This is a genomic window from Candidatus Pelagibacter sp. Uisw_092, from assembly GCF_047729545.1.
Taxonomy (GTDB): Bacteria; Pseudomonadota; Alphaproteobacteria; order Pelagibacterales; family Pelagibacteraceae; genus Pelagibacter.
The window spans coordinates 883,242-905,266 of record NZ_CP159824.1; the positions used below are offsets into that span (position 1 = coordinate 883,242).

The 22,025-nt window shown below is 32.1% G+C and carries 21 protein-coding genes; 14 read left to right on the forward strand and 7 right to left on the reverse strand.

The window, feature by feature from the left end:
- Positions 1–58: 58 nt before the first annotated feature.
- The 8 genes from ABXT63_RS04960 to ABXT63_RS04995 all read left to right on the forward strand — a co-directional run bounded on the left by ABXT63_RS04960 (position 59) and on the right by ABXT63_RS04995 (position 8,339).
- Positions 59–1,387, forward strand: a complete 1,329-nt coding sequence (locus ABXT63_RS04960; protein ID WP_415320481.1) for an NAD(P)/FAD-dependent oxidoreductase — start codon at positions 59–61, stop codon at positions 1,385–1,387.
- A gap of 72 nt (positions 1,388–1,459) precedes the next feature.
- A complete protein-coding gene (locus ABXT63_RS04965; protein WP_415320482.1) occupies positions 1,460–2,929 on the forward strand; it encodes a glutamine synthetase family protein in 1,470 nt (489 codons plus the stop codon).
- A gap of 25 nt (positions 2,930–2,954) precedes the next feature.
- The gene (locus ABXT63_RS04970; protein ID WP_415320483.1) at positions 2,955–3,899 is read left to right on the forward strand and encodes a glutamine amidotransferase; all 945 of its coding nucleotides are present in this window, start codon (positions 2,955–2,957) and stop codon (positions 3,897–3,899) included.
- Positions 3,887–4,741, forward strand: a complete 855-nt coding sequence (locus ABXT63_RS04975) for a GXGXG motif-containing protein (RefSeq protein ID WP_415320484.1) — start codon at positions 3,887–3,889, stop codon at positions 4,739–4,741. The genes ABXT63_RS04970 and ABXT63_RS04975 overlap by 13 nt, the downstream gene beginning before the upstream one ends.
- Entirely contained in the window at positions 4,741–6,165 is a 1,425-nt protein-coding gene (locus ABXT63_RS04980) for an FMN-binding glutamate synthase family protein (RefSeq protein ID WP_415320485.1), read from the forward strand. Before ABXT63_RS04975 ends, ABXT63_RS04980 begins: the two co-directional genes overlap by 1 nt.
- 9 nt (positions 6,166–6,174) lie before the next feature.
- A complete protein-coding gene (locus ABXT63_RS04985; protein WP_271482723.1) occupies positions 6,175–6,576 on the forward strand; it encodes a hypothetical protein in 402 nt (133 codons plus the stop codon).
- A 125-nt stretch (positions 6,577–6,701) separates the two neighbouring features.
- Positions 6,702–8,102, forward strand: a complete 1,401-nt coding sequence (locus ABXT63_RS04990) for an ammonium transporter (RefSeq protein WP_415320486.1) — start codon at positions 6,702–6,704, stop codon at positions 8,100–8,102.
- A 12-nt stretch (positions 8,103–8,114) separates the two neighbouring features.
- Complete coding sequence (locus tag ABXT63_RS04995; protein WP_415295498.1) at positions 8,115–8,339, forward strand: hypothetical protein; 225 nt, start codon at positions 8,115–8,117, stop codon at positions 8,337–8,339.
- A 160-nt stretch (positions 8,340–8,499) separates the two neighbouring features.
- On the opposite strand, the gene ABXT63_RS05000 is transcribed toward ABXT63_RS04995, so the two are convergent.
- Complete coding sequence (locus ABXT63_RS05000) at positions 8,500–8,592, reverse strand: DUF1563 domain-containing protein (protein WP_415321952.1); 93 nt, start codon at positions 8,590–8,592, stop codon at positions 8,500–8,502.
- On the opposite strand from ABXT63_RS05000, the gene ABXT63_RS05005 reads away from it, so the two are divergent.
- The 6 genes from ABXT63_RS05005 to ABXT63_RS05030 are packed head-to-tail and all read left to right on the forward strand — an operon-like array spanning position 8,573 to position 15,416.
- On the forward strand, positions 8,573–9,457 hold the full coding sequence (locus ABXT63_RS05005) for a class II glutamine amidotransferase (protein ID WP_415320487.1): 885 nt from the start codon (positions 8,573–8,575) through the stop codon (positions 9,455–9,457). The genes ABXT63_RS05000 and ABXT63_RS05005 overlap by 20 nt on opposite strands.
- Positions 9,457–10,140 carry a protein glxC gene (locus ABXT63_RS05010; protein ID WP_415320488.1) on the forward strand — a complete coding sequence of 228 codons (684 nt, stop codon included), beginning with the start codon at positions 9,457–9,459 and terminating at the stop codon, positions 10,138–10,140. Before ABXT63_RS05005 ends, ABXT63_RS05010 begins: the two co-directional genes overlap by 1 nt.
- Positions 10,141–10,142: 2 nt before the next feature.
- Positions 10,143–11,471 (forward strand): FMN-binding glutamate synthase family protein, encoded by a 1,329-nt coding sequence (locus ABXT63_RS05015; protein WP_415320489.1) that lies wholly within the window; start codon positions 10,143–10,145, stop codon positions 11,469–11,471.
- 43 nt (positions 11,472–11,514) lie between these two features.
- Positions 11,515–12,840: a type III glutamate--ammonia ligase gene (gene glnT, locus ABXT63_RS05020; RefSeq protein ID WP_415320490.1), complete on the forward strand. Its 1,326-nt coding sequence runs from the start codon at positions 11,515–11,517 to the stop codon at positions 12,838–12,840.
- 5 nt (positions 12,841–12,845) lie between these two features.
- Complete coding sequence (locus ABXT63_RS05025) at positions 12,846–13,988, forward strand: diaminopropionate ammonia-lyase (RefSeq protein WP_415320491.1); 1,143 nt, start codon at positions 12,846–12,848, stop codon at positions 13,986–13,988.
- Between the two features lie 6 nt (positions 13,989–13,994).
- The gene (locus tag ABXT63_RS05030) at positions 13,995–15,416 is read left to right on the forward strand and encodes a cryptochrome/photolyase family protein (protein WP_415320492.1); all 1,422 of its coding nucleotides are present in this window, start codon (positions 13,995–13,997) and stop codon (positions 15,414–15,416) included.
- On the opposite strand, the gene ABXT63_RS05035 is transcribed toward ABXT63_RS05030, so the two are convergent.
- The 6 genes from ABXT63_RS05035 to acnA all read right to left on the reverse strand — a co-directional run bounded on the left by ABXT63_RS05035 (position 15,413) and on the right by acnA (position 22,019).
- Positions 15,413–15,832, reverse strand: a complete 420-nt coding sequence (locus ABXT63_RS05035) for a secondary thiamine-phosphate synthase enzyme YjbQ (protein WP_415320493.1) — start codon at positions 15,830–15,832, stop codon at positions 15,413–15,415. The two genes, ABXT63_RS05030 and ABXT63_RS05035, sit on opposite strands and share 4 nt — an antisense overlap.
- Positions 15,833–15,947: 115 nt before the next feature.
- Complete coding sequence (zapE, locus tag ABXT63_RS05040; RefSeq protein WP_415320494.1) at positions 15,948–16,886, reverse strand: cell division protein ZapE; 939 nt, start codon at positions 16,884–16,886, stop codon at positions 15,948–15,950.
- Positions 16,883–17,311 carry a hypothetical protein gene (locus ABXT63_RS05045; RefSeq protein ID WP_415320495.1) on the reverse strand — a complete coding sequence of 143 codons (429 nt, stop codon included), beginning with the start codon at positions 17,309–17,311 and terminating at the stop codon, positions 16,883–16,885. The genes zapE and ABXT63_RS05045 overlap by 4 nt, the downstream gene beginning before the upstream one ends.
- Before the next feature lies 1 nt (position 17,312).
- Positions 17,313–18,710, reverse strand: coding sequence for a PQQ-binding-like beta-propeller repeat protein (locus ABXT63_RS05050; RefSeq protein WP_415320496.1), 1,398 nt, complete (start codon positions 18,708–18,710; stop codon positions 17,313–17,315).
- Positions 18,703–19,347, reverse strand: coding sequence for a hypothetical protein (locus ABXT63_RS05055; protein ID WP_415320497.1), 645 nt, complete (start codon positions 19,345–19,347; stop codon positions 18,703–18,705). Before ABXT63_RS05055 ends, ABXT63_RS05050 begins: the two co-directional genes overlap by 8 nt.
- Positions 19,348–19,349: 2 nt before the next feature.
- Positions 19,350–22,019, reverse strand: coding sequence for an aconitate hydratase AcnA (acnA, locus tag ABXT63_RS05060; RefSeq protein WP_415320498.1), 2,670 nt, complete (start codon positions 22,017–22,019; stop codon positions 19,350–19,352).
- Positions 22,020–22,025 lie beyond the last annotated feature (6 nt).

Below are 22,025 nucleotides of genomic sequence, written 5' to 3' on the forward strand. Positions count from 1 at the left end.
AAATTTAGTTATAAATATAATTATATTAATTACTTTTTAGAAAAAATAATGTTTTTATATGTCAACATTACCAACTAAAGCTAAAGTAGTAATCATCGGGGGCGGAATTCATGGCCTAAGTACAGCTTGGAAACTTTCGGAAACTTATAAAAATCCAGGTGACATTGTAATTCTTGAAAAGAAAGATACTGCAGCAGGTGCAAGCGGAATAGCTTGTGGTGTTATAAGAAACAACTATTTTCAACCTGCTATGAGAGAGTTAATGGCTCACTCTGTTTCAGTCTGGGAAAGTGATCCTAAGGCATGGAAATATAACGCTGTAGGATATTTACAAATATCTCCAGAAGTTATGCATGAAGATGTTGCTTCAATTTATGAACAACAAAAAGCTATTGGGTACGAATCAGAATTTATAGAAGGCGAAAAAGAATGCACTAAATATATGAAGGGAATGTTCGACGATTGGCAAGCCCAAGGAATAACATCTATACTTCATGAAAAAAAAGGTGGTTACGCATTTAATAAAGATTCTATTAAGGCTCTTGAAAGCAAATCTGTTACTAACGGAGTAAATGTAGTTAAAGGTGTAAAGGTTACAGGATTTAAAAGAGGCAGTAATAGCAAAGCTGTTACAGGTGTTGAAACAGACAAGGGAATTATTGAGTGTGAACAGGTAGTCGTTGGTGCTGGTCCTTGGGTTCGAGATTTTTGGAATATGTTAGAGCTGCCAAAATTTGCAAATATTAAAGGACAAGATGGAAAATTCCATAAAGAAGATATGTGGAAATATTGGATGTTACAGGAAGGTGTTATTGGTGTTGATAAAGATTTTCTAAGAATGAATGATGGTGGTCAACCTCCAGTAATGCATGTTGACTCTACTGCACCTTTATATTCCGATAAAACTAAAAAATTAATTACTGAAGAGCTTTGGGGAATTTATTATAAGCCAGATATTGAAGGTCTTGGTGTTCAGGGTGGTACCTCTCCTTACATAGTTGATAAACATTTTGATAAAGTGGATGTTGATCCTTATGGACTCGATTCTCCTGAGTTTCAAACTACAGAAGCATTTAATGATATGTGGTGTTCAGCTTTAGCACATTGTCAAAAAAGATTTGAAGGTAAATCGGATTTATATAGAAAAGGACCATCAGGTGGTCTTGGATGTATGACGCCAGATAATTTTCCAATCTTTGATAGATTTTTAGAAAATGTTTACATGATTGCTGATGCTAACCATGGATACAAAATGATTGGTGTCGGTGAACTTGTTGCAAAAGAAATTCTTGGAACTGAGAGTGAATTATTAAAACCGTTTAGATTCAACCGTTACGAGAAGGGTGAACTTCATCCAACTTCTAACAGTCCTTTCCCTTGGAGTTAAACTTCAAGCCTAGACACAAATAATTTTTTCAGTTACGGTTCCTTAAATAAAAATTCATTAGAGGGAGAGATAATGACAGATTTAGATAGACACGTTAGACAACCAGGTAGAGACAAATTAGTAAAGCAAGTTAGAGCTAAAATTAACGAGCTAGGCGTTGAATATATTTATTTTCAATTTATTTCTGTAACTGGAAGAGTTGTAGGTAAAGGTATTCCTACTGATCATTGGGAAAGAACTTGTGAAAAAGGATTTCAATTAGTTTACGGTGCTACAGCAAACTTATTTGTTGATCGTCATGGAGATTATATTGGTTATGGACCAGAAGCTAAAGAACTAGTTGGTATACCTGATCCTGAAACATTTTGTCAGCTTCCATGGGATAAAAAAGTTGCAAGAGTATTTGTTACTTGCTTTAGAAATAGAGAAGAAAGAGAAAATCCAGGTGCACATTTAACTTCAGATTGCCGTGGAAATTTAAGAATACATGCCCAAGAATTTAAGAAGAAACATGGCTACCAATTAAGAGTTGGAACAGAACCAGAAATGATGTGGTTAACTAAGAATGAAGATGGTTCACCTACTGGTAAAGGTTTTTCTAAACCTTATTGCTATCACATAGATCAATTTGAGTTGTTAAGACCAGTTTTCATGCAAGTTTTTAAATACGCTAGAGCAATGGGTTTTGACATGATACAAGGTGATCATGAAGATGCACCAGGGCAATTAGAATTAAACTGGATGTACGATGATGTTTTAAGAAATGCAGATAGACTTTCAACTTATAGACAAATTTGTGCGCAGGTTGCTAGAGAATTTAATTTGATAGCTTGCTTTATGACAAAACCTTTTATGGGAGTGTCAGCAAGTGGTTGTCATACAAATATGTCTTTGTGGAAAGGTGGAAAAGATAAAGTTAATAAATTATCCCACAAATCAATACCAGCTATGGATGATGTTTTCACTTATGTTGAAGGTGGAACTAATTATTTTATGCCTGACACTAAAGATATTCAATTACCAGGTAAAGTTGGATTAAAAGCGATTGGTGGAGTAATGAAACATTTGGGTGCACTGACTGCAATTGGTTCTTCAACTGTTAACTCATATAGAAGATTGTGGGATACAGGATTTTGGGCGCCCGTTTATGCAGACTGGGGATTTCAAAATAGAACTTGTGGTTTAAGAGTTTCTGCTCCAGGTAGATTTGAATATCGTTCTGTAGATTCAATGCATAATCCTTATTTAATGGGATCTGGATTATTAAAATGTTTTGATGACGGAATAACAAATAATATTGATCCTGGAAAACCTGAGTCTAGAAGTATGTACGATGCTCAAGCTGCTGGAAAAATAGTTAAAAAACTACCAATGAGTCTTGGTGAAGCTTTAAATCGTTTAGCAGAAGATGAGGTTATAAAATCAGCTATGCCAGACGAAATGTATAAAGTTTTCCATTGGTATAAAAATGATGAATGGGAAAAATTTTTAGGTGCAACAACGCAGTGGGATCTAGATACGTATCTGGACTGCCTACCATAGTCTTTAATAAAAATAGGGGAAATATATGTGTGGAATAGCAGGGTTAATACATAGAGGAAAATCATCAAATGTAGGAAGTGAACTACAGGGAATGCTTCAGGCTTTAAAGCATAGAGGGGAAGATTCTACTGGTTACGCTCTGTATGGAGATACGGATGGTAAAAATTTTATTATGCGTTTCAAAGTTGGAGAAAATGTTGGTGAGGGAAGTTCATCGATAATGGAGGATGTTTCTGTATATGATGAAAGAAAAAAGATAGTTGATCAATATTTGTCTGAGTTAGGTGCTAAAATAGTAAAAGAAGAAAGAGTTCTGCCCTACTCTTTAAGATATGAACTAGCTTATGATGTTAAAGATCTACTAGAGTTTTCTCAAAAAATTGAGAGTATTCCAGGAGTAGAAATTCTTTCTATGGGAAAATCATTAGAGGTAATTAAAGATTTAGGAAATGCTCAAATGGTTTGTGATAGATATAGTTTAGATAAAGTAGTTGGAACTCATGCAATTGGACATGCAAGAATGGCGACCGAATCAGGTGTGGATATTAAGTCTGCTCACCCTTTTTGGGGTTATCCTTTTAGTGATGTTTCTGTAGTTCATAACGGTCAATTAACTAACTACTGGAATAATAGAAGAATGCTTGAAAATAAAGGCATGAGATTTATGTCTGAATGTGATTCAGAATTGATTGCTGTTTATATTGCTCAAAAAATGAGAGAAGGTGCATCACTTGAAGAAGGTATGAGGGCTTCTTTAACGGGTCTTGATGGAGTATTTACATATTTTGTTGCGACTAAAGATTCTTTGGGAATGGCAAAAGATACTATGGCTGCAAAACCTTTGGTTCTTTATGAATCAGATGATTTAGTAGCAATGGGTTCAGAAGAAATAGCAATCAGATCAGTTCTACCACAAGAGATAGATACATATGATCCATATGATGGAGAGGTAAAAGTATGGCAAATTTAAAGACTACAGAAAATAAAACAAAGTCCCAGTCAATGGGTATGCACTCCGAAGTTTTGACAGGAAGAACTCAACAAAAGTTTTTTAATCCTGATGAAGCAGAAAACTTTTATTATTTTGGCACTTATGATGTTGATTTTAATAAAAGAACAGAGCTGGATGTTAAAGAAATGACAGCTCCAGAAGCTAATAAAGAGATAGATAATTTAATGAGCCAAGGTTTTGGAACAATCGTAATCAAAAACCCTCAAGGAAAACATAGTTTAGGTGTTGGTATTTTAAATAAACTAAATTTAATTTTTGAAGGAAGTTTAGGTTATTTTGGTATGGGTTCTTGTGACGGACCTACTGTAAGAATTAATGGTAGAGTTGGTTGGTCTTGTGCTGAAAACTTAATGGCTGGAAAAGTTGTTATAGAAAAAAATGCTGGATCTTGCTTTGGCGCTGCTATAAGGGGTGGCGATTTAATTTGCAAAGGAAGTGTTGGTGCAAGAACTGGAATTGACATGAAGGGTGGAACTATCATTGTTGGTGGTGATGCTGGAGCTTTTACAGGTTTTATGATGCAAAGAGGAAGAATTATTATTCTAGGTGATGTTGGAATAAATTTAGGTGATTCAATGTATGATGGTACTATTTTTATTGGTGGTAAAATTGGTTCTTTTGGAAGTGATGCTGTTCCATCAGATCTTACAGATAGTGACCAAGACTGGTTAAAAAGAAAATTAAAAGTTGCAGAGATAGGTGAAAAATTTGATGTCAGTAAAATGACAAAAATAGTCGCAGGGAAAAAACTTTGGAACTATGATAATCTAGAACCTCATGAAAAGAAAGGAGCTATCTAATGGCTAAAAAGAAAGTTAAAAAAAGTAGTAAAAAGTTAAAAAAAACTATTGGAAATGTTGGTGGTAAAGCTGATGTTCATGCACACGAAGAAGGCAAAAGAAACAAAAGTCTATTAGGTCACAACGCTATTTTTACTCCTGAAGTTATAGACGATATTCATATTAAAGCTCAACTTGGAAGATACAGAATGCGTGGAATGGCATTAATGAAAAAAATTCCTACATTTGATGATTTGGTTTTTTTACCAGGAACTCTTACAAGATTTGTAATTGAGGGTTATAGAGAAAAATGTGAAACTAAGACTATAATCGGACCAAATTGTGAAAACCCAATTGAACTAGATATTCCAGTTTATATTACAGGTATGAGTTTTGGAGCACTTTCTTATGAAGCAAAAACTGCTTTAGCAAGAGGAGCAACAATGGCTGGGAGTGCAACATGTTCTGGTGAAGGTGGAATGATTCCAGATGAGAGAAGATATTCCGAAAAATGGTATTACCAATGTATTCAATCAAGATATGGTTTTAATCCTCATCACGCTCAACTAGCTGATGCAATTGAAGTATTTATTGGTCAAGGACAAAAAGTTGGAATGGGTGGACATTTAATGGGTCAAAAAGTTACTGATCAAGTTGCAGAAATGAGATCTCTACCATCTGGTATTGATCAAAGATCTCCAGCAAGACACCCTGACTGGTTAGGTCCAGATGATTTAGCTTTAAAGGTTGAAGAATTAAGACAGCTTACAAAAAATAAAGTGCCAATTCAGTTAAAACTAGGTGCATCAAAAGTTTATGACGATGTTCGTATGGCTGCAAAATGTAATCCAGACTCAATATTTTTAGATGGCATGGAAGGTTCAACGGGAGCTGGTCCTCACATAGCTGCTGCAAATACTGGTATTCCAGGAATTGCTGCAATCAGAGAAGCAAGAAGAGCTATTGATGATGTTGGTAAAACTGGACAAGTAACTTTAATTTATGCTGGTGGTGTTAGAGATGGTGCTGACATGGCGAAGGCTTTAGCACTTGGTGCTGATGCAATAGCAATTGGAACTGGCGCTTTAATGGCTTTAAACTGTAATAAAGATATACCAGAAGCAAACTTTGAAAAAGAAATGGGTGTAAAAGCTGGTGAATGTTATCACTGTCATACTGGTCGTTGTCCAGTTGGTGTTGCAACACAAGATCCTAAATTAAGAGCTAGATTAAATCCTGATGATGCTGCATTAAGAGTTTATAATTATCTTCATGCAATGACATTAGAGGCTCAACTTTTAGCAAGAGCTTGTGGTAAAACTAATATTCACTCTTTAGAACCTGAAGATTTAGCTGCTCTAACAATGGAGTCATCTGCATTAGCTAAAGTTCCGTTAACAGGAACTAACTATACTGTTGGTGTTGATAACTTTCACAAAATATAAGGAGTATTTATGGTTAAGAAAAAAACAAAAACAAAAGTAAAAAAAGAAAATCTAGGAGGTAAATCTAAAGAGACTGCTAGAGAAAAAATGATAGGGCAACATATTGGTTATAGATATGATGTTAACCTATTACCTGACTATAAGAAGATGACTCCATTCTTAAAAAAATACGTAGAAGCGATGGGATGGGATGATCTTAACTGGTTAGAAGATATTCATATGGGTTATGAAGAAGATAGACCTGCTGTATTTTGTAGAAATGCAAATGGTTGGGTTACAATTCCAAAATCAATCAAATTGCCAAATAATCAACAAGACAGAGATATGATTGCAAGAGAGCTTTTAGTTAAGTTTCAAATGTCTAAAAAGCACCCTCTTGTTGATTTGAAAAAAGCTTACCTTAAGTTTTAGCACCTCAATCAAAGGTTGATTATTTTTTAAAACTCGTTGCAGTTACTTGTTTATTTAAGCAATGTATAGTTTGTCACGTCTATATAAATTTTATAGTCTTTCTAAAAAATAATAGGAGAGAGATTATGGATGATCAATTAGGCGCTCTTACAGTTATATTTACAGAATTTTACTACTGGGTAACAGTAGTATTAATGTTCCTGATTCACGTCGGGTTTTGTATGTATGAAGTTGGAGCCTCACGATATAAACATCACCAACATACTTTAATGAAAAATACCATGGTAATACCATTAGTAACAGTAACCTGGTTTTTCTTTGGTTGGTGGATTTACTGGGCATTCCCAACAGGACCGGGAATAGCACCTTCAATAATGAATGAGAGTTCAGCATTAATTACTGACGAAAGTACTTTTAGTGCGAAATGGTATGTAGCAAATACTGAATTTATGGCTGTCAACTTAGGTGACCGTATAAGTGGAGTATTCTGGGCTGCATTCTTACTATTTTCATGGACAGCTGCTTCAATTGTTTCTGGAGCAATCATTGAAAGAATTACAACTTTTGCATTTGGTATTTTAGCAATTGCAATTGGATCTGTGTTTTGGACAATTGATGCTGCTTGGGGATGGCACTTTGATGGATGGATGCTTAAAATTTTAGGATATCATGACGCTTACGCATCAGGAGTAATTCACGCAATTGCGGGTGGATTTGCTTTAGGTGTTCTAATCGTTTTAGGACCTAGAATAGGAAAGTTCTCATCAAGTGGTGAACCAAGAAATATAGGGCCAAGAAACCCATGGCTAGTTACAATTGGATTATTTTTAATCTATACTGGTTTCTGGGGATTTTATGCGGCATGTAATATACCGATATTTGATCTTGGACCTGAATATGGAATGGAAGGTGTAACATACTGGACAGCAACAAACATATATGTAACCCCAACCACACTGAGTGGAATAACCTATAACTTCTTGATGTCATTATCAGGTGGATTATTGGCTGGATACGTGGTCGCAAAAGGTGATCCATTCTGGACTTACTCAAGTGGACTAGCTGGGATCATCTGTGCATCTGCAGGTAATGATTTGTATCACCCGATACAAGCAATGCTTATCGGTGCGATCGGTGTAGTTATTGCATACAAAATGCATTACTGGGTTGAACGTAAGTTCAAAATTGATGATGCAGTTGGTGCAGTAGCGGTACATGGTTATGCAGGAGTTGTTGGTCTTATAATTTGTGGATTTGTTTTAAATGGTTACCCAGCATCTGGATATAATGTTGGAGCTATGTGGGACGGGTCAACTTATGCATCAATCAATCCACTGGGACAATTCCTTGGAGCAGTTATAATGTTCGGAGTTCTTGGAATGTTACCAGGCTACGTTATTGCTAGAATACTAAGCGCTTTTGGTAAATTAAGAATACCGCGTGAAGTTGAAATAGCAGGACTAGACTATGAAATAATGGAGGACGATAGAGAAGCTGAAAAAGCAGTCGCCTCTTCAACTAGGTAAAGGAGAAAAAATATGGCTACAGTTACAAACTGGATAGATCATTTAAGTGCAAAAGAGGTTGTCGGAGCAGTTTATCCGGGGGCCGGATCCACTGAAACTTTACTAGTTATTCTTGGTGTAGTTTTTTGGATTGGCTGGCATGTTATAACTGCTAGATCTGAGAGTGAAAAACTTTCAAGATTAGCAAGAAAAAGACATGGTGCTAATGATCATAAGAGCAATATTACCGACTGGTAATATTAACTAAAAATTTGGGCGCTACTTAATTGTGGCGCCCTTTTTTTTTACGAAAATTATACAATCATGGATAGAAATAATAACGAAGATCACAGACCAAGTAAGATGAGAGGTGTCGTTTTTCCAAAAGCAAAGTATGGAGTGATAGCGGCTATTATCATCATTGTGGTAGGAAATATTTTCTACTATAAAGATTTTCTAGTGTCTCTAATAAAATAAACTTAAAAAAATTTATGTGTGGAATTGTTGGAATCTACTTAAAAACTAAAAAATTTGAAAAAAATTTAGGAAAGATGCTGTCAGGTATGCTTAATAATATGGAATCTCGTGGACCAGATAGTGCTGGCTTTGCAATTTACAAAGATGAAAATAAAAAAATATACAAGTTTTCTTTATGTATTAATGATTTAAACTTTAATAGCTTTAAGAAAGAAATAACTAAAAAAATTAAAAAAGCTAAACTTACTCAAATCTCAGATCATGTAATTCTAAAAACTCTAGAGCAGCCAAAGAAAGTAATTGAAATAATTAATTCTAATTTTCCTAAAGTATCTATAGTTGGGTATGGTCGATCAATAGAGGTATTTAAACAAGTTGGTAATCCTAAAGATGTAGTAAAAAAATTTAAATTAGATAGTTTTAGTGGCACTCATGGAATAGGCCATACAAGAATGGCTACAGAAAGTGCAATAACTACTGATGGATCTCACCCCTACTCAACTGGTGAAGATGAGTGTTTAGTTCATAATGGATCATTATCAAATCATAACAATTTAAGAAGAGAGCTCACTAAAAAAGGTAACGTCTTTAACTCTGAAAATGATACTGAAGTTGCTGCAGGATATATTTCTAACAGTTTATCAAATAATAAATCTTTAAAAGATACCCTTACATCGGGTCTTAAAGATTTAGATGGTTTTTATACATTTATTACAGGAACTAGAAAAGGCTTTGCAGTTGTTAGAGATGAAATAGCGTGTAAACCTGCAGTAATAGCAGAAACAAAAAACTATGTTGCAATAGCATCAGAATTTCAAGCTATGGCACATTTACCAGATGTAAATGGTGCAAAAATTTTTGAACCTGAGCCTGGTATTGTTTACTCTTGGGGAGATTAATGAAATTAGATTTAAAGAAAAAAAAATTAAGAGAAATTAACAGCACTCTTCAAAATTTAGATGTTAAAAAGAATGAAAGAGATTTTACAATTATAAATCCAGAAGGTAGTCACGCATTGTGTGCTGGATTAAATCAAGAAATGAAAGTTTTAATTAAAGGCCATGTTGGATATTATTGTGCAGGAATGAATCAAAAAGCACATGTAACGATAGATGGAAATGTTGGAACAGGTGTTGCTGAAAATATGATGTCTGGAACAGTACATGTTAAGGGTAATGCTTCACAATCTGCAGGTGCTACTGCTCATGGTGGATTACTTATAATTGATGGAGATGCTAGTTCAAGATGTGGTATTTCAATGAAAGGAGTTGATATTGTTGTTAAAGGATCAGTTGGTCATATGTCTGCATTTATGGCTCAATCTGGAACAATGTTAGTTTGTGGTGATGCTGGTGAAGCTTTAGGTGATAGTCTTTATGAAACAGATATTTTTGTTAAAGGATCAGTTAAATCTTTGGGTGCGGATTGCATAGAAAAAAAAATGGAAAAAAAGCATTTAAATAAAATTTCAGCTCTTTTAAAAAAAAGTGAAATAAAAAATATTAAACCAGATAGTTTTAAGAGATATGGTTCGGCACGAAAACTTTATAACTTTAATATCGATAATGTATCAAGCTATTAATAATGTCAGATAATAAAAAAACTCATCCTCGTATATCATGGACTTTTGATGAGTATACAAATTCAGAAATAAGAAGAGCAGCAGCAACTGGAATTTATGATATTAGGGGTGGAGGTTCAAAAAGAAAACTTCCTCACTTTGATGATTTGCTTTTTCTTGGTGCTTCAATGTCTAGATACCCTTTAGAAGGATATAGAGAAACCTGTAGTACAAAGGTGACTTTAGGAACACGTTACGCGAAAAAACCCTTGGAACTAGATATCCCAATTACAATTGCTGGAATGAGCTTTGGTGCATTATCAGGAAGAGCTAAAGAAGCTTTGGGACGTGGGGCAAGTATGGCTGGTACATCCACAACTACTGGTGATGGTGGGATGACACCAGAAGAAAGAGGACAGTCTAAAAATTTAGTCTATCAACTCTTACCTTCTAGGTATGGTATGAATCCAAATGACCTTAGAAAAGCAGATGCTATTGAAATTGTTATAGGACAAGGTGCTAAACCTGGGGGTGGTGGAATGCTTTTGGGTCAAAAAATTAGTGATCGTGTTGCCGAAATGAGAACTTTGCCCAAGGGTATAGATCAAAGATCTGCATGTAGACATCCTGACTGGACAGGTCCTGATGATTTAAAAATCAAGATTTTAGAAATAAGAGAAATCACAGGTTGGAAAGTTCCAATATTCATTAAAATTGCTGGAGCAAGACCTTATTATGATACGGCTCTTGCTGTAAAAGCTGGAGCTGACGTTGTTGTTCTAGATGGAATGCAAGGTGGAACAGCTGCTACACAAGAAGTTTTTATAGAGAATGTAGGCCAACCTACTCTTGCTTGTATTAGACCTGCTGTAGATGCACTACAGGATTTAGATCAACACAGAAAAGTTCAATTAATTATATCTGGTGGAATTAGAAATGGTGCTGATGTTGCTAAAGCAATGGCTCTTGGAGCTGATGCGGTTTCAATTGGTTCTGCTGCAATGATTGCATTAGGAGATAATGACCCTAAGTGGGAAAAAGAATATAATAAATTAGGAACTACTGCAGGAGCTTACGATGATTGGCATGAAGGAAATGATCCAGCAGGAATTACAACTCAAAAACCTGAGCTAATGAAACGTTTTGATCCTGTTGCTGGTGGACGACGTTTATCAAATTATTTAAAAGTAATGACGCTAGAAGCTCAAACAATAGCTAGAGCATCTGGTAAAAATAATTTGCATAATTTAGAGCCTGAAGATTTATGTGCACTTACAGTTGAATCTGCTGCTATGGCAAGAGTTCCATTGGCAGGAACTAGCTGGATACCAGGAGTAAAAGATAAAAAATAGTATTGTGAAGATTAATTAACAGTTGTAAATTAAGAAATAAAACATGCCTAAAAATTTATCTAAAATTGCAAAAGCTAAAAAAATTAAGTATTTTTTAATTAGTTTTGTCGACTTTTTTGGTGTCTTAAGATCAAAATTAGTTCCAGCACAGGCTATTGCTGATATGCAAAAAAATGGAGCTGGCTTTGCTGGATTTGCAACATGGCTAGATATGTCTCCTGCAGATGGGGACATGTTTGCACTACCGGATCCTGATAGTTTAATTCAATTACCGTGGAACAAAGAAATTGGCTGGTTAGCTTCTGATTTGTATATGTATGGTAAACCTGTAAAGGCTTCACCTAGAGTAATGCTTAAAGAACAAATTAAAAAATTGAATAAAAAAAATTTAGTCATGAAGTCAGGTGTAGAATGTGAATATTTTTTGATATCAGAAGATGGTAGCAAAATTGCAGATACTAGAGATACTCAATCAAAACCTTGCTACGATCAGTCTGCTTTAATGAGAAGATATGATTTAATCAAAGAAATATGTGACAGTATGATTGTCATGGGTTGGAACCCCTACCAAAATGATCATGAGGATGCTAATGGTCAGTTTGAAATGAATTGGGATTATACAGATTGTTTAACCACAGCTGATAGACATGTATTCTTTAAATATATGGTTAAATCATTGGCTGAAAAACATGGTTTAAGAGCAACGTTTATGCCAAAACCTTTTAGCAACTTAACGGGTAATGGCTGTCATGCTCACATTTCTTTATGGAATGGAAAAATTAATAAATTTTTAGATAATGGAGACAAGTTAGGTTTGAGCAAATTAGCATATAATTTTCTAGGTGGAATTATGAAACTTACTCAGCCTTTGACTGCATTTTTTAATCCAACAATTAATAGTTATAGAAGAATAAATGCACCACCAACAAAATCTGGTGCTACATGGTCGCCTAGTAGTATTTCTTATACAGGAAACAATAGAACTCATATGATAAGAATTCCAGATAAAGGTAGATTTGAATTAAGGTTAATGGATGGAGCAGTAAATCCTTATTTACTTCAAGCTGGAGTAATAGCCGCTGGCTTACATGGAATAAATAATAAAATAGATCCTGGTGAACCCTTATCTTGTAATATGTATACCGATCATAAAAATTACCCTAACCTAAAAAAATTACCTAACATAATTGAAGATGCATTGGATCAACTAGAAAGTAGTAAAGAAATTGAGGAAGCATTTGGGGGTGATACTATTAAAAGTTATCTAAAATTAAAGAGATCTGAAATTAAAGATTTTAATCAAGAGGAAAAGTTTGATAAAAAAAGCTCAGTAACTCATTGGGAAAAAAATAGCACTCTTGATTGTTAATAAAAATGAAATCAATCCTTCAGAAAGACCTTTGGTCCATTACATCATTTTCAAAAAATAAAGAATATAACTTTGATAAAGAAAATATACTCACTCAATTACCAGAAAAATTTATAGATGAAGCGATAGAGGCCATATCTAGCTGGGATAACTACACTCCTACTCCACTGATTAAATTAAATAAATTAAACGATGAATTAAAATTCCAAAATATTTACTACAAGGATGAAGATAAAAGATTTGAACTTAAATCATTTAAAGCATTAGGTGGAGCCTTCGCTGTTTATAAAATTGCAAGTGAAAAAAAGAACATAACAGTTTCGACAGCTACGGCAGGAAATCATGGAAGATCAGTTGCATGGGGTGCACAAAGGTTGGGCTTAAAATGTAAAATTTTTATAAGTGAATTTGTTAGTGAATCTAGAGCTGAAGCCATGCGTAATCTGGATGCTGAGGTTATTAGAGTTAAAGGGAATTATGATAATTCATTAAAGGAATGCATCAAACAATCTAATGCAAATAATTGGGAAATTGTACAAGATGTGTCTTGGGAAGGTTACAAAGAAGTACCAAAATTGATTATGGCTGGGTACACAATAATGGTTAAAGAAATTTTAGATGAAATAAACTCAAATTCGATAACACACGTATTTCTTCAAGCAGGTGTTGGGGGAATGGCAGCGGCAATGATTGCTGGCTTTGCAAAATTATCAAAAAATATCCCAAAGTTTATTACTGTTGAGCCAGAAAATGCAGATTGTGTATTTCAAAGCATTAAGAATAATAAACCTACAACTGTTGATATAAAAAAAGAAACAATAATGGGTGGAATGTCTTGTGGAGATGTTTCAAGTATTGCCTGGGAAATTTTAAAAAATTCTACTAACTACTGCTTAACCGTACCCGATGATGCAATCTCAACTACTATTGCAATGCTAGCAGAAAAACACTTATCTGATGAAAAAATAATAGCTGGTGAATGTGCTGTGCCAGGTATAATTGCGTTAATAGGCTCATTTAACAATAAAGAATACTTGGATAAGCTAGGGTTAAATGAACAATCAAATGTACTTTTATTTGGTTGTGAGGGTTTAACTGACAATGCAATGTATCAAAAACTTTTAAGCGATGGATTGCAAAAAATCTAAGTAAATATGACTAAAAAAGCTGTTGTTTGGATAAGAGAAGATTTTAGAATTGAAGATAATGAAGCCCTAGCTATTGCAACTCAAAATCATGAGTTTGTAAGTGCTCTTTATATTTATAAGCCAAAAAATTTTGATAAAAAAAGAGAAGCTCAAAAATGGTGGATCTCTAAAGCTTTAGAAAATTTTAAACTAGATCTAAAAAAGTTAAATATTACATTGGAAGTTCAATTAGGTGATGAATTAGAGATATTGTCAAATTTAAAGAAGAAAGATGATGTTACTGTTTATTGGAGTAAAGTGTATGAACCAGATGTAATTAATAAAGGTAAAAAGATAAGGGATCTATTCATTAAAAATGAAGTTCAATATAAATATTTTAAAGGGAATGTCCTTGTAGAATTTCAGGAAATGACTAAAGATGATGGTACACCTTATAAAGTATTCACTCCTTTTTGGAAAAAAACTGAACAACTTTATGTCTCAAAAGCACCTTCTAAATTTATAAAAGTTAAATCAAAAATAAAAAAAACAAATATATTTAAAGAATCAATTTCTATAAAAGAAATTTTACCTAAAAAAGATTGGTATAAGAAATTTGAGAAATATTGGATACCATCAGAACAAGAAGCAAAAAAATATTTACAAGAATTAATAAATAATAGAATTGAGGACTACGGTGAAGCACGAGATATTCCAGGTATTAATGGAACCTCCAAGCTATCTCCTTTCTTAAAGTTTGGACAAATACATGTGGAGACAATTTGGAAGAAATGCCAAGATATAAAAACTAAAAAAATGGGGTATAGAAAGTATATTAATGAATTAGGATGGAGAGAATTTTCTCATAGTTTAATTAATTACTTCCCACAAATGCTAAAAGGCAACCTTAGAAAAGATTTTGATAATTTTCCTTGGGTTAAAAATGATAAATTTCTTAAAGCTTGGAAAAGAGGTAAGACAGGATATCCCATTGTTGATGCTGGGATGAGGGAACTTTATGAAACAGGATGGATGCACAATAGAGTAAGAATGATTGTTGCTTCTTTTCTTGTAAAACATTTAAGAATTCATTGGAACGAAGGTGAAAAACATTTTAAAAATTGTTTGGTTGATTATAACGAAGCTAGTAATGTTGCCCAATGGCAATGGGTTGCAGGCTGTGGTGCTGATGCAGCTCCTTATTTTAGAATATTTAACCCAATTCTTCAGGGTGAAAAATTTGATAAAGATGGGATTTATACAAAGAAATGGGTTCCAGAACTTAAAAACATGCCTAATAAATTTTTATATAAACCATGGGAACTAGAAACCAAATACCAAGAGCAGATTAATGTAGTTGTCGGTGTCAACTATCCAAAACCAATTGTAGACCATGCCGAAGCAAGAAATGCAGCACTAGAGGCTTTTAAAACAATTAAGAAAAACTAATCACCTAAATAATGAAGAACAATCAATCTGTTTTGTTTCTTGATTCTATGCTCAAAAAGATACAACCCCTGCCAAGTACCTAATAATAACCCAGCATTTTTAACACTTAAAGAGATTTGATTATTAGTCAACGTAGACTTAATATGTGCAGGCATATCGTCTATTCCTTCGGTTAAATGAGTGTAAAGTGAATTATCCATAGGTACGAGCTTATTAAAAAAATTTATTAAATCAATTTGAACATATGGGTCAGCATTCTCTTGAATTATTAATGAAGCACTAGTGTGTTGGATGCTTATATTGATCATTCCATTATTAAATTCCTTATCTTTGACCCATTTGCTAATTTGGGTTGTAAATTCATATAATCTCTGACCATTTGTATTTAATTCTAAATTAAAAAATTCTTGCCTCATAGCTTGTTATATTTGATAGATGTTAATTCATATAATCGACTAATAGTTCTTTTAAATATTTCTTTTAAATCCTCTGAAGAACTTAATAAATCTAATTGCAATTGAGACGATATCATTAAAGGTTTTTTTTTTCATAAAGAATATCAATTAATGTAATAAATCTTTGTTGTTGATTGGAATTGTCACTATTAAAGATAGGAATATTTTCTATAACAATAAAATTACATACTTCAGATATTTTTATATAGTCCTCTGCACCAATATTTTTGGAACATAATTCCTTAAAATCAAAACGTGCTATTCCATTAAAATAATTTTTAATATTAAACTTCCTACCCTTAGTAGTTATAGTCATTTCTTTGTGAGAAAAGTTTTTAGTTATTTTTCTGAAAAATTTATTAAGTTTAAAATTTGTTATTTCATTCAGTGGGAAAAAATATCTTTCATTTTTATTTTTTGCAGATTTTCTATAATCTTCTTTGATAATCAATTTTGATTGGTAACATTTTTCTTTCATAATTTTGATAAAAGGAAGAAATTGATCTCGTTGTAATCCATCTTTGTAAAGATCATTTATTTTTGTATTTGATGAAAATAAAACTTTTATGTTCTTATCAAATATTTTTTTAAATAAAATACCTAAAATCATTGCATCAACAATATTAGTTACTTGGAACTCATCAAAATAAATTAGTTTAGATTTACTTTTTAATCTGTTGACAAATTCATCAATAATATTTACTTGTTTATTCTTTTTATTCTTAAATACAAAATCGTGAAAATTAATCATAAACTCATTAAAATGAAATCTTTGTTTAGTTTTTTCAAAATTAATATAAAAAAAATTTAATATCATGGTTTTGCCTACACCAACTTCACCTTGTAAATAAAAACCTGTTTTAGAATTATGTTTAATAAATATCTTTTTTAAAAGAGATTTATCAAAATTTTGTTTATAAAATAAATTTAATTCTTCTATTAAATCTAGTTGATTAAGATTAATTTCTAAATTATTTTTTTTACAGTAATTCTGAAATAATTTATCTAAATTCATTTTTTAATTTTAAAATCTATACCATATTCTGATCTCGGACCTTTTCTTAATCCAAAAGGACCTGATATAAAAATAGTTAAAGGTTTTGTTCCTTTTTTTAAGTCTACTCGATGCAATGTATTTGCAGATCTAAAACCAACATACCAGGGTGCCCTCCAAAACTTACCTTTTATTGTGGTCTCCCAGTATCCACCTCTTAAAATAATTGTTATATAAGGAAATGTATGATTATGAACTCCGTCACCGTGATCATCAGCTAACATTTCATGTATTAAAATATTAAATGGGAACCATTTAGGTCTATTTCTTAATAAGAGATAATATCTATTCATCCATGGTTTTGCTTCATCAAATTTTGGGTGGGTGGGACCCCTATCCAAAACTATTTTTTTACGCCCCAACTTATCTAATATTTTAAGGAACATGTTAATCTAATCTAATAATAGAGCTTTCAGTAATAACATATAAATTCTTATTTATAACAGAAGGTCTTGAAATCTTTTTATTATCTATTTTCAATATAGTATGAATTTTACCATTTGAAATTTTCACTACAAAAAGACGTCCATTGTCTGTCGATATATAAATTTTTTCTGTACCAACAATAAAACCTGTTGGCTTGAATTTGTTTTTTTCTGTCTGTTTTTTTTTATCACAAGGAACTCTTTTCATAGAAAAAATACTTTTTACACAAGTCTTTGGTCCATCACTGGAAAAAAAGCTTTGTTTTTTAAAATTGGTAAAAATATCGTTAATTCTAATAATATTTCCAGTTTTTTTTTCTAAAATAACCAAGTATCCTTCTTGGGAAATTGTGAATATAAAATTATTAATTATTGTTGGCCTTAAACTTGAGTTAATTTCTTGTATCCAGTTTATATTGCCTGTTTGTGTGTCTATAGAAAAAAACTGATTTTGATTATTTGAGAAAAATAATGTTTCTTTGTCCATAACAATTACAGATGTTTTTAAAAAAAAACCGACGTCATAAGCTAAGCTACTTTGTGTTGGTGTTTGCCACACAAGATCACCAGAATTTATGTCTACAGCACTAATATCTCCCAATGAGTTATTAAAATAAATCATTTCATCTTTAATTACTAAAGATAGTTTCTTTTGTGATCTTATTAGAGATTTTTGTGTTTTGTTATTCCAGATTTCTTTACCATCTTTTAAAGAGTATGCTCTTAGTGTGTTTGCAAAGTCAACAATATAAAAATTATTTTTATGAATCTTAATCTGTGAATTGTATGGAGCATTAGTTTTTTTTGACCAGATTAACTCTCCCGTTTCTATATCTAGAGCATAGAGTTTTGCAATATTATCAGCCACAATTAGAATTTTTTCATTATGTGAAAAAAATAATTTAGGTTTTTGTTTTTTTTCTGATTTTGAATAATAATTTTGTTTCCAGATTAAAGTAGATTTATTATCAAAGTTTAGAATTGAGCCTTTATTGTCAAAAAAAATAATATTATTTTTAATAGAAGTTATCTCATACTCATATTGATTAAAATTTTCTATTTTCTTAAACTTATATTTTGAGATATTTTCAAGTTTTCCATTATAATTTAGTCTACCATTATTGTTATCCAGCGTTTGGAGTGAGCTATTATTAATCGCTTTAGAGAAAATTTCTAATTTTAAACTGGAATTAAATTCTGATTTAAGTGCTTCTTTTTTTTTAAAAATTTCAATTTTATTTTCTTTATTTTCTTTATTTTCTTTTAATATTTTTTCTTTACTCCAAAATTTAGAATTTTCATGTAATGAGCAGCCAGTAAATAAAAATATAATTAAAAAAAATTTTAGAATATTATTCACCTAAATCTCTATTGAGTCTTTTTTGTGCCTCTATCTTAATTTCACTGTTAGCATTGGATAATACTAGAATCTGATTAAAAAATTCTTTAGCTTTTTCTTTTTCATTTTTTGAATAAAAATATTCTGCTATTAAATATAATGAATGTGATTTCCATATACTTTCTGAATTAATGATTGGATTAAGTATTTGTAATAAGTCATTTTCTGTTGAAAAGTCTGAATTAAATAACGCTTTTTTATATATAATTAAATTTTTAATTTCTTCATCTAGGTTTGTTTTATTTATCAATTTATCGAACAAACTATTAATTTCATTCTTGTTATCTATTAAATTATTATCGATCAAAAAATATAAGGCTAATGGTGAATAAGTTGAATCATTTTCATTTATTAATTTATTTAGTTGATCAATTGTTTTTTGTTTATCTTCTGTATTAAAATTTATTATTGTTATGTTAAATTGATTTGCTAATTTTACTTTGTGACGTTCCTCCATTTCTTTTATTAAAAGATATCCTATAATTGCAACAAGTATAATTAAAAATCCTGCTATAATAATTTTTCTATTACTAATAAAAAAATTTTTTATTTTTTCATTTCTTGTATTAGAATCTATAATTGTAATCTCTTCGTCCATAATTAAATCATATTCCTTAATACATATTGAAGTATTCCACCATTTTTATAATACTCTAATTCGTTTTTAGTGTCTATTCTACATAGGGTTTTGATCTTTTTAATATCTCCAGAGGCATATTTTATTTCAACCTGAATATGATCTGATGCATTTATACCCTCTTCTATTTGAAGAACCGTTATTAATTCTGATCCAGTTAATTTTAGATTTAACCTATCATTTCCTTCAGTAAATTGTAGTGGTAAAACGCCCATTCCAATTAAATTAGATCTATGAATTCTTTCAAAGCTTTCTGCTATTACAACTTTTACACCTAATAGCTTTGTTCCTTTAGCAGCCCAATCTCTTGATGATCCTGTTCCATATTCTTTTCCACCTATAACAGCAAGATCTGTTCCTCTTTTTTTGTATTTCTCTACAGCATTAAAAACTGGCATCACTTTTTCTTCTGGATATAGTTTTGTAAACCCACCCTCTGTTCCAGGAGCCATTTCATTTCTTATTCTAATATTTGCAAAAGTTCCTCTCATCATTACTTCGTGATTGCCTCTTCTTGATCCATAGGAGTTATAATCCGCTGGAAGTATTTGATGTTCCATAAAATACTCACCTGTTGGGCTTTCTTTTTGAATATTTCCTGCTGGAGAAATATGATCAGTTGTAACCATATCTCCTAAAATCAAAAGTGGTCTTGCATCTTTAATAGGTTTAAACCCTTCTGGCTGATCGGATAAATTTTCAAAAAATGGTGGTTTCTTCACATAAGTTGAACCAGAATCCCAATTATAAATACTTGTGTTTTCAGTTTTAATTTCTTGCCACTGCTTAGGGCCCTCTGAAACATTTGAATATCTTTTAACAAACATTTCTGCATTAAGTGACTCTCTTAATGTATCTTCAATCTCTTTATTAGATGGCCAAATATCTTTTAAAAAAATATCTTTACCATCTTTGCTTTTTCCTAAAGGTTCATTATATAAATCAAACTCCATATGACCAGCGAGTGCATAAGCAACTACAAGTGGTGGTGATGCTAAATAATTCGCTTTTATGTGTGGAGATATTCTTCCTTCAAAATTTCTATTTCCAGACAAAACTGATACAGCATAAATATTCTCCTTATCTATTGCCCTAACAATTTCTTCCGGTAAAGGTCCTGAGTTTCCTATACAAGTCGTGCAACCATATCCAACCAAATTAAAGCCCAGTTTGTCTAAAAATACATTTAGTCCTGCTTTTGCTAAATAGTCAGTAACCACTTGTGAGCCTGGTGCTAATGAAGTTTTTACCCATGGTTTAGTTTGTAAACCAAGTTCAACAGCTTTTTTTGCTAATAACCCAGCTCCAATTAATACATTTGGATTAGATGTATTAGTACATGAAGTGATGGCTGCAATTAATATTGAACCATCTTTAATTTCATAATCTGTTCCTATTACTTTTGAAGCATGTTGTTCTTTTCTGCTAGTTGCATCTTTAAAAACTTTTTTAAATCCAGTAGATGCATCTGTTAATAAAACTTTGTCTTGAGGTCTTTTTGGTCCTGAAATTGTCGGAACAACTGTAGACATGTCTAGTGATAATGTGTCTGTAAATTCAACTTGATCATTAGCCCACAAACCTTGTTCTTTTGCATACTTCTCCACTATATTTACTGTATTCTCATCTCTTCCCGAGAATCTTAAATACTTTAATGTCTCTTCATCAATTGGGAAAAAACCACATGTTGCTCCATATTCTGGTGCCATATTTGCAATTGTAGCTCTATCAGCAAGGGTTAGATTTTTTAAACCTTCTCCATAAAATTCAACAAATTTTCCAACAACTCCTTTATCTCTTAACATTTTTACAACTGTTAAAACTAAATCTGTTGCAGTAGTGCCTTCTGGCATTTTATTTTTAACTTCAAATCCAATCACTTCAGGAATCAACATGGAAATTGGTTGGCCTAACATCCCAGCTTCAGCTTCTATTCCACCAACACCCCATCCAAGAACAGATAAGCCATTAACCATGGTAGTATGACTATCAGTACCAACTAATGTGTCAGGAAATAAATAGTCCTCATCTTGAAATTTTTCAGACCAGACTACTTTTGATAGGTATTCTAAATTTACCTGGTGACAAATCCCTGTTCCAGGAGGAACAATTCTAAAATTATTAAATGCTTGTTGGCCCCATTTTAAAAATGAATATCTTTCACCATTTCTTTTAAATTCAATGTCAACATTTTTTTCAAATGAATCTGAATTTGCTGATTTATCTACCTGAACTGAATGATCAATTACAAGATCAACTGCAGAAAGTGGATTGATTGTATTTGGATCTTTATTTTTTTCTTTAACAGCCTCTCTCATAGCTGCAAGATCAGCAACAGCTGGTATTCCGGTGTAATCCTGTAATAAAACTCTAGCTGGTCTATAAGCTATTTCGGTTAATGATTTTTTTGTCTTCAACCATTCCTTAATTGCTTCTATTTGGCTTTTGGTAACAGATAAATCGTCTTCATATCTTAATAAGTTTTCTAATAAGACTTTAAGGGATTTTGGAAGTTTTGAAATTCCATCCAAACCATTTTTTTCTGCTTCTGATAAAGAATAATATTTGTATTCAGTATCATTTATGCTGATAGATTTTAAAGAGTTATATGAATTTTTGTTTCCTGGTTTCATTTAGTT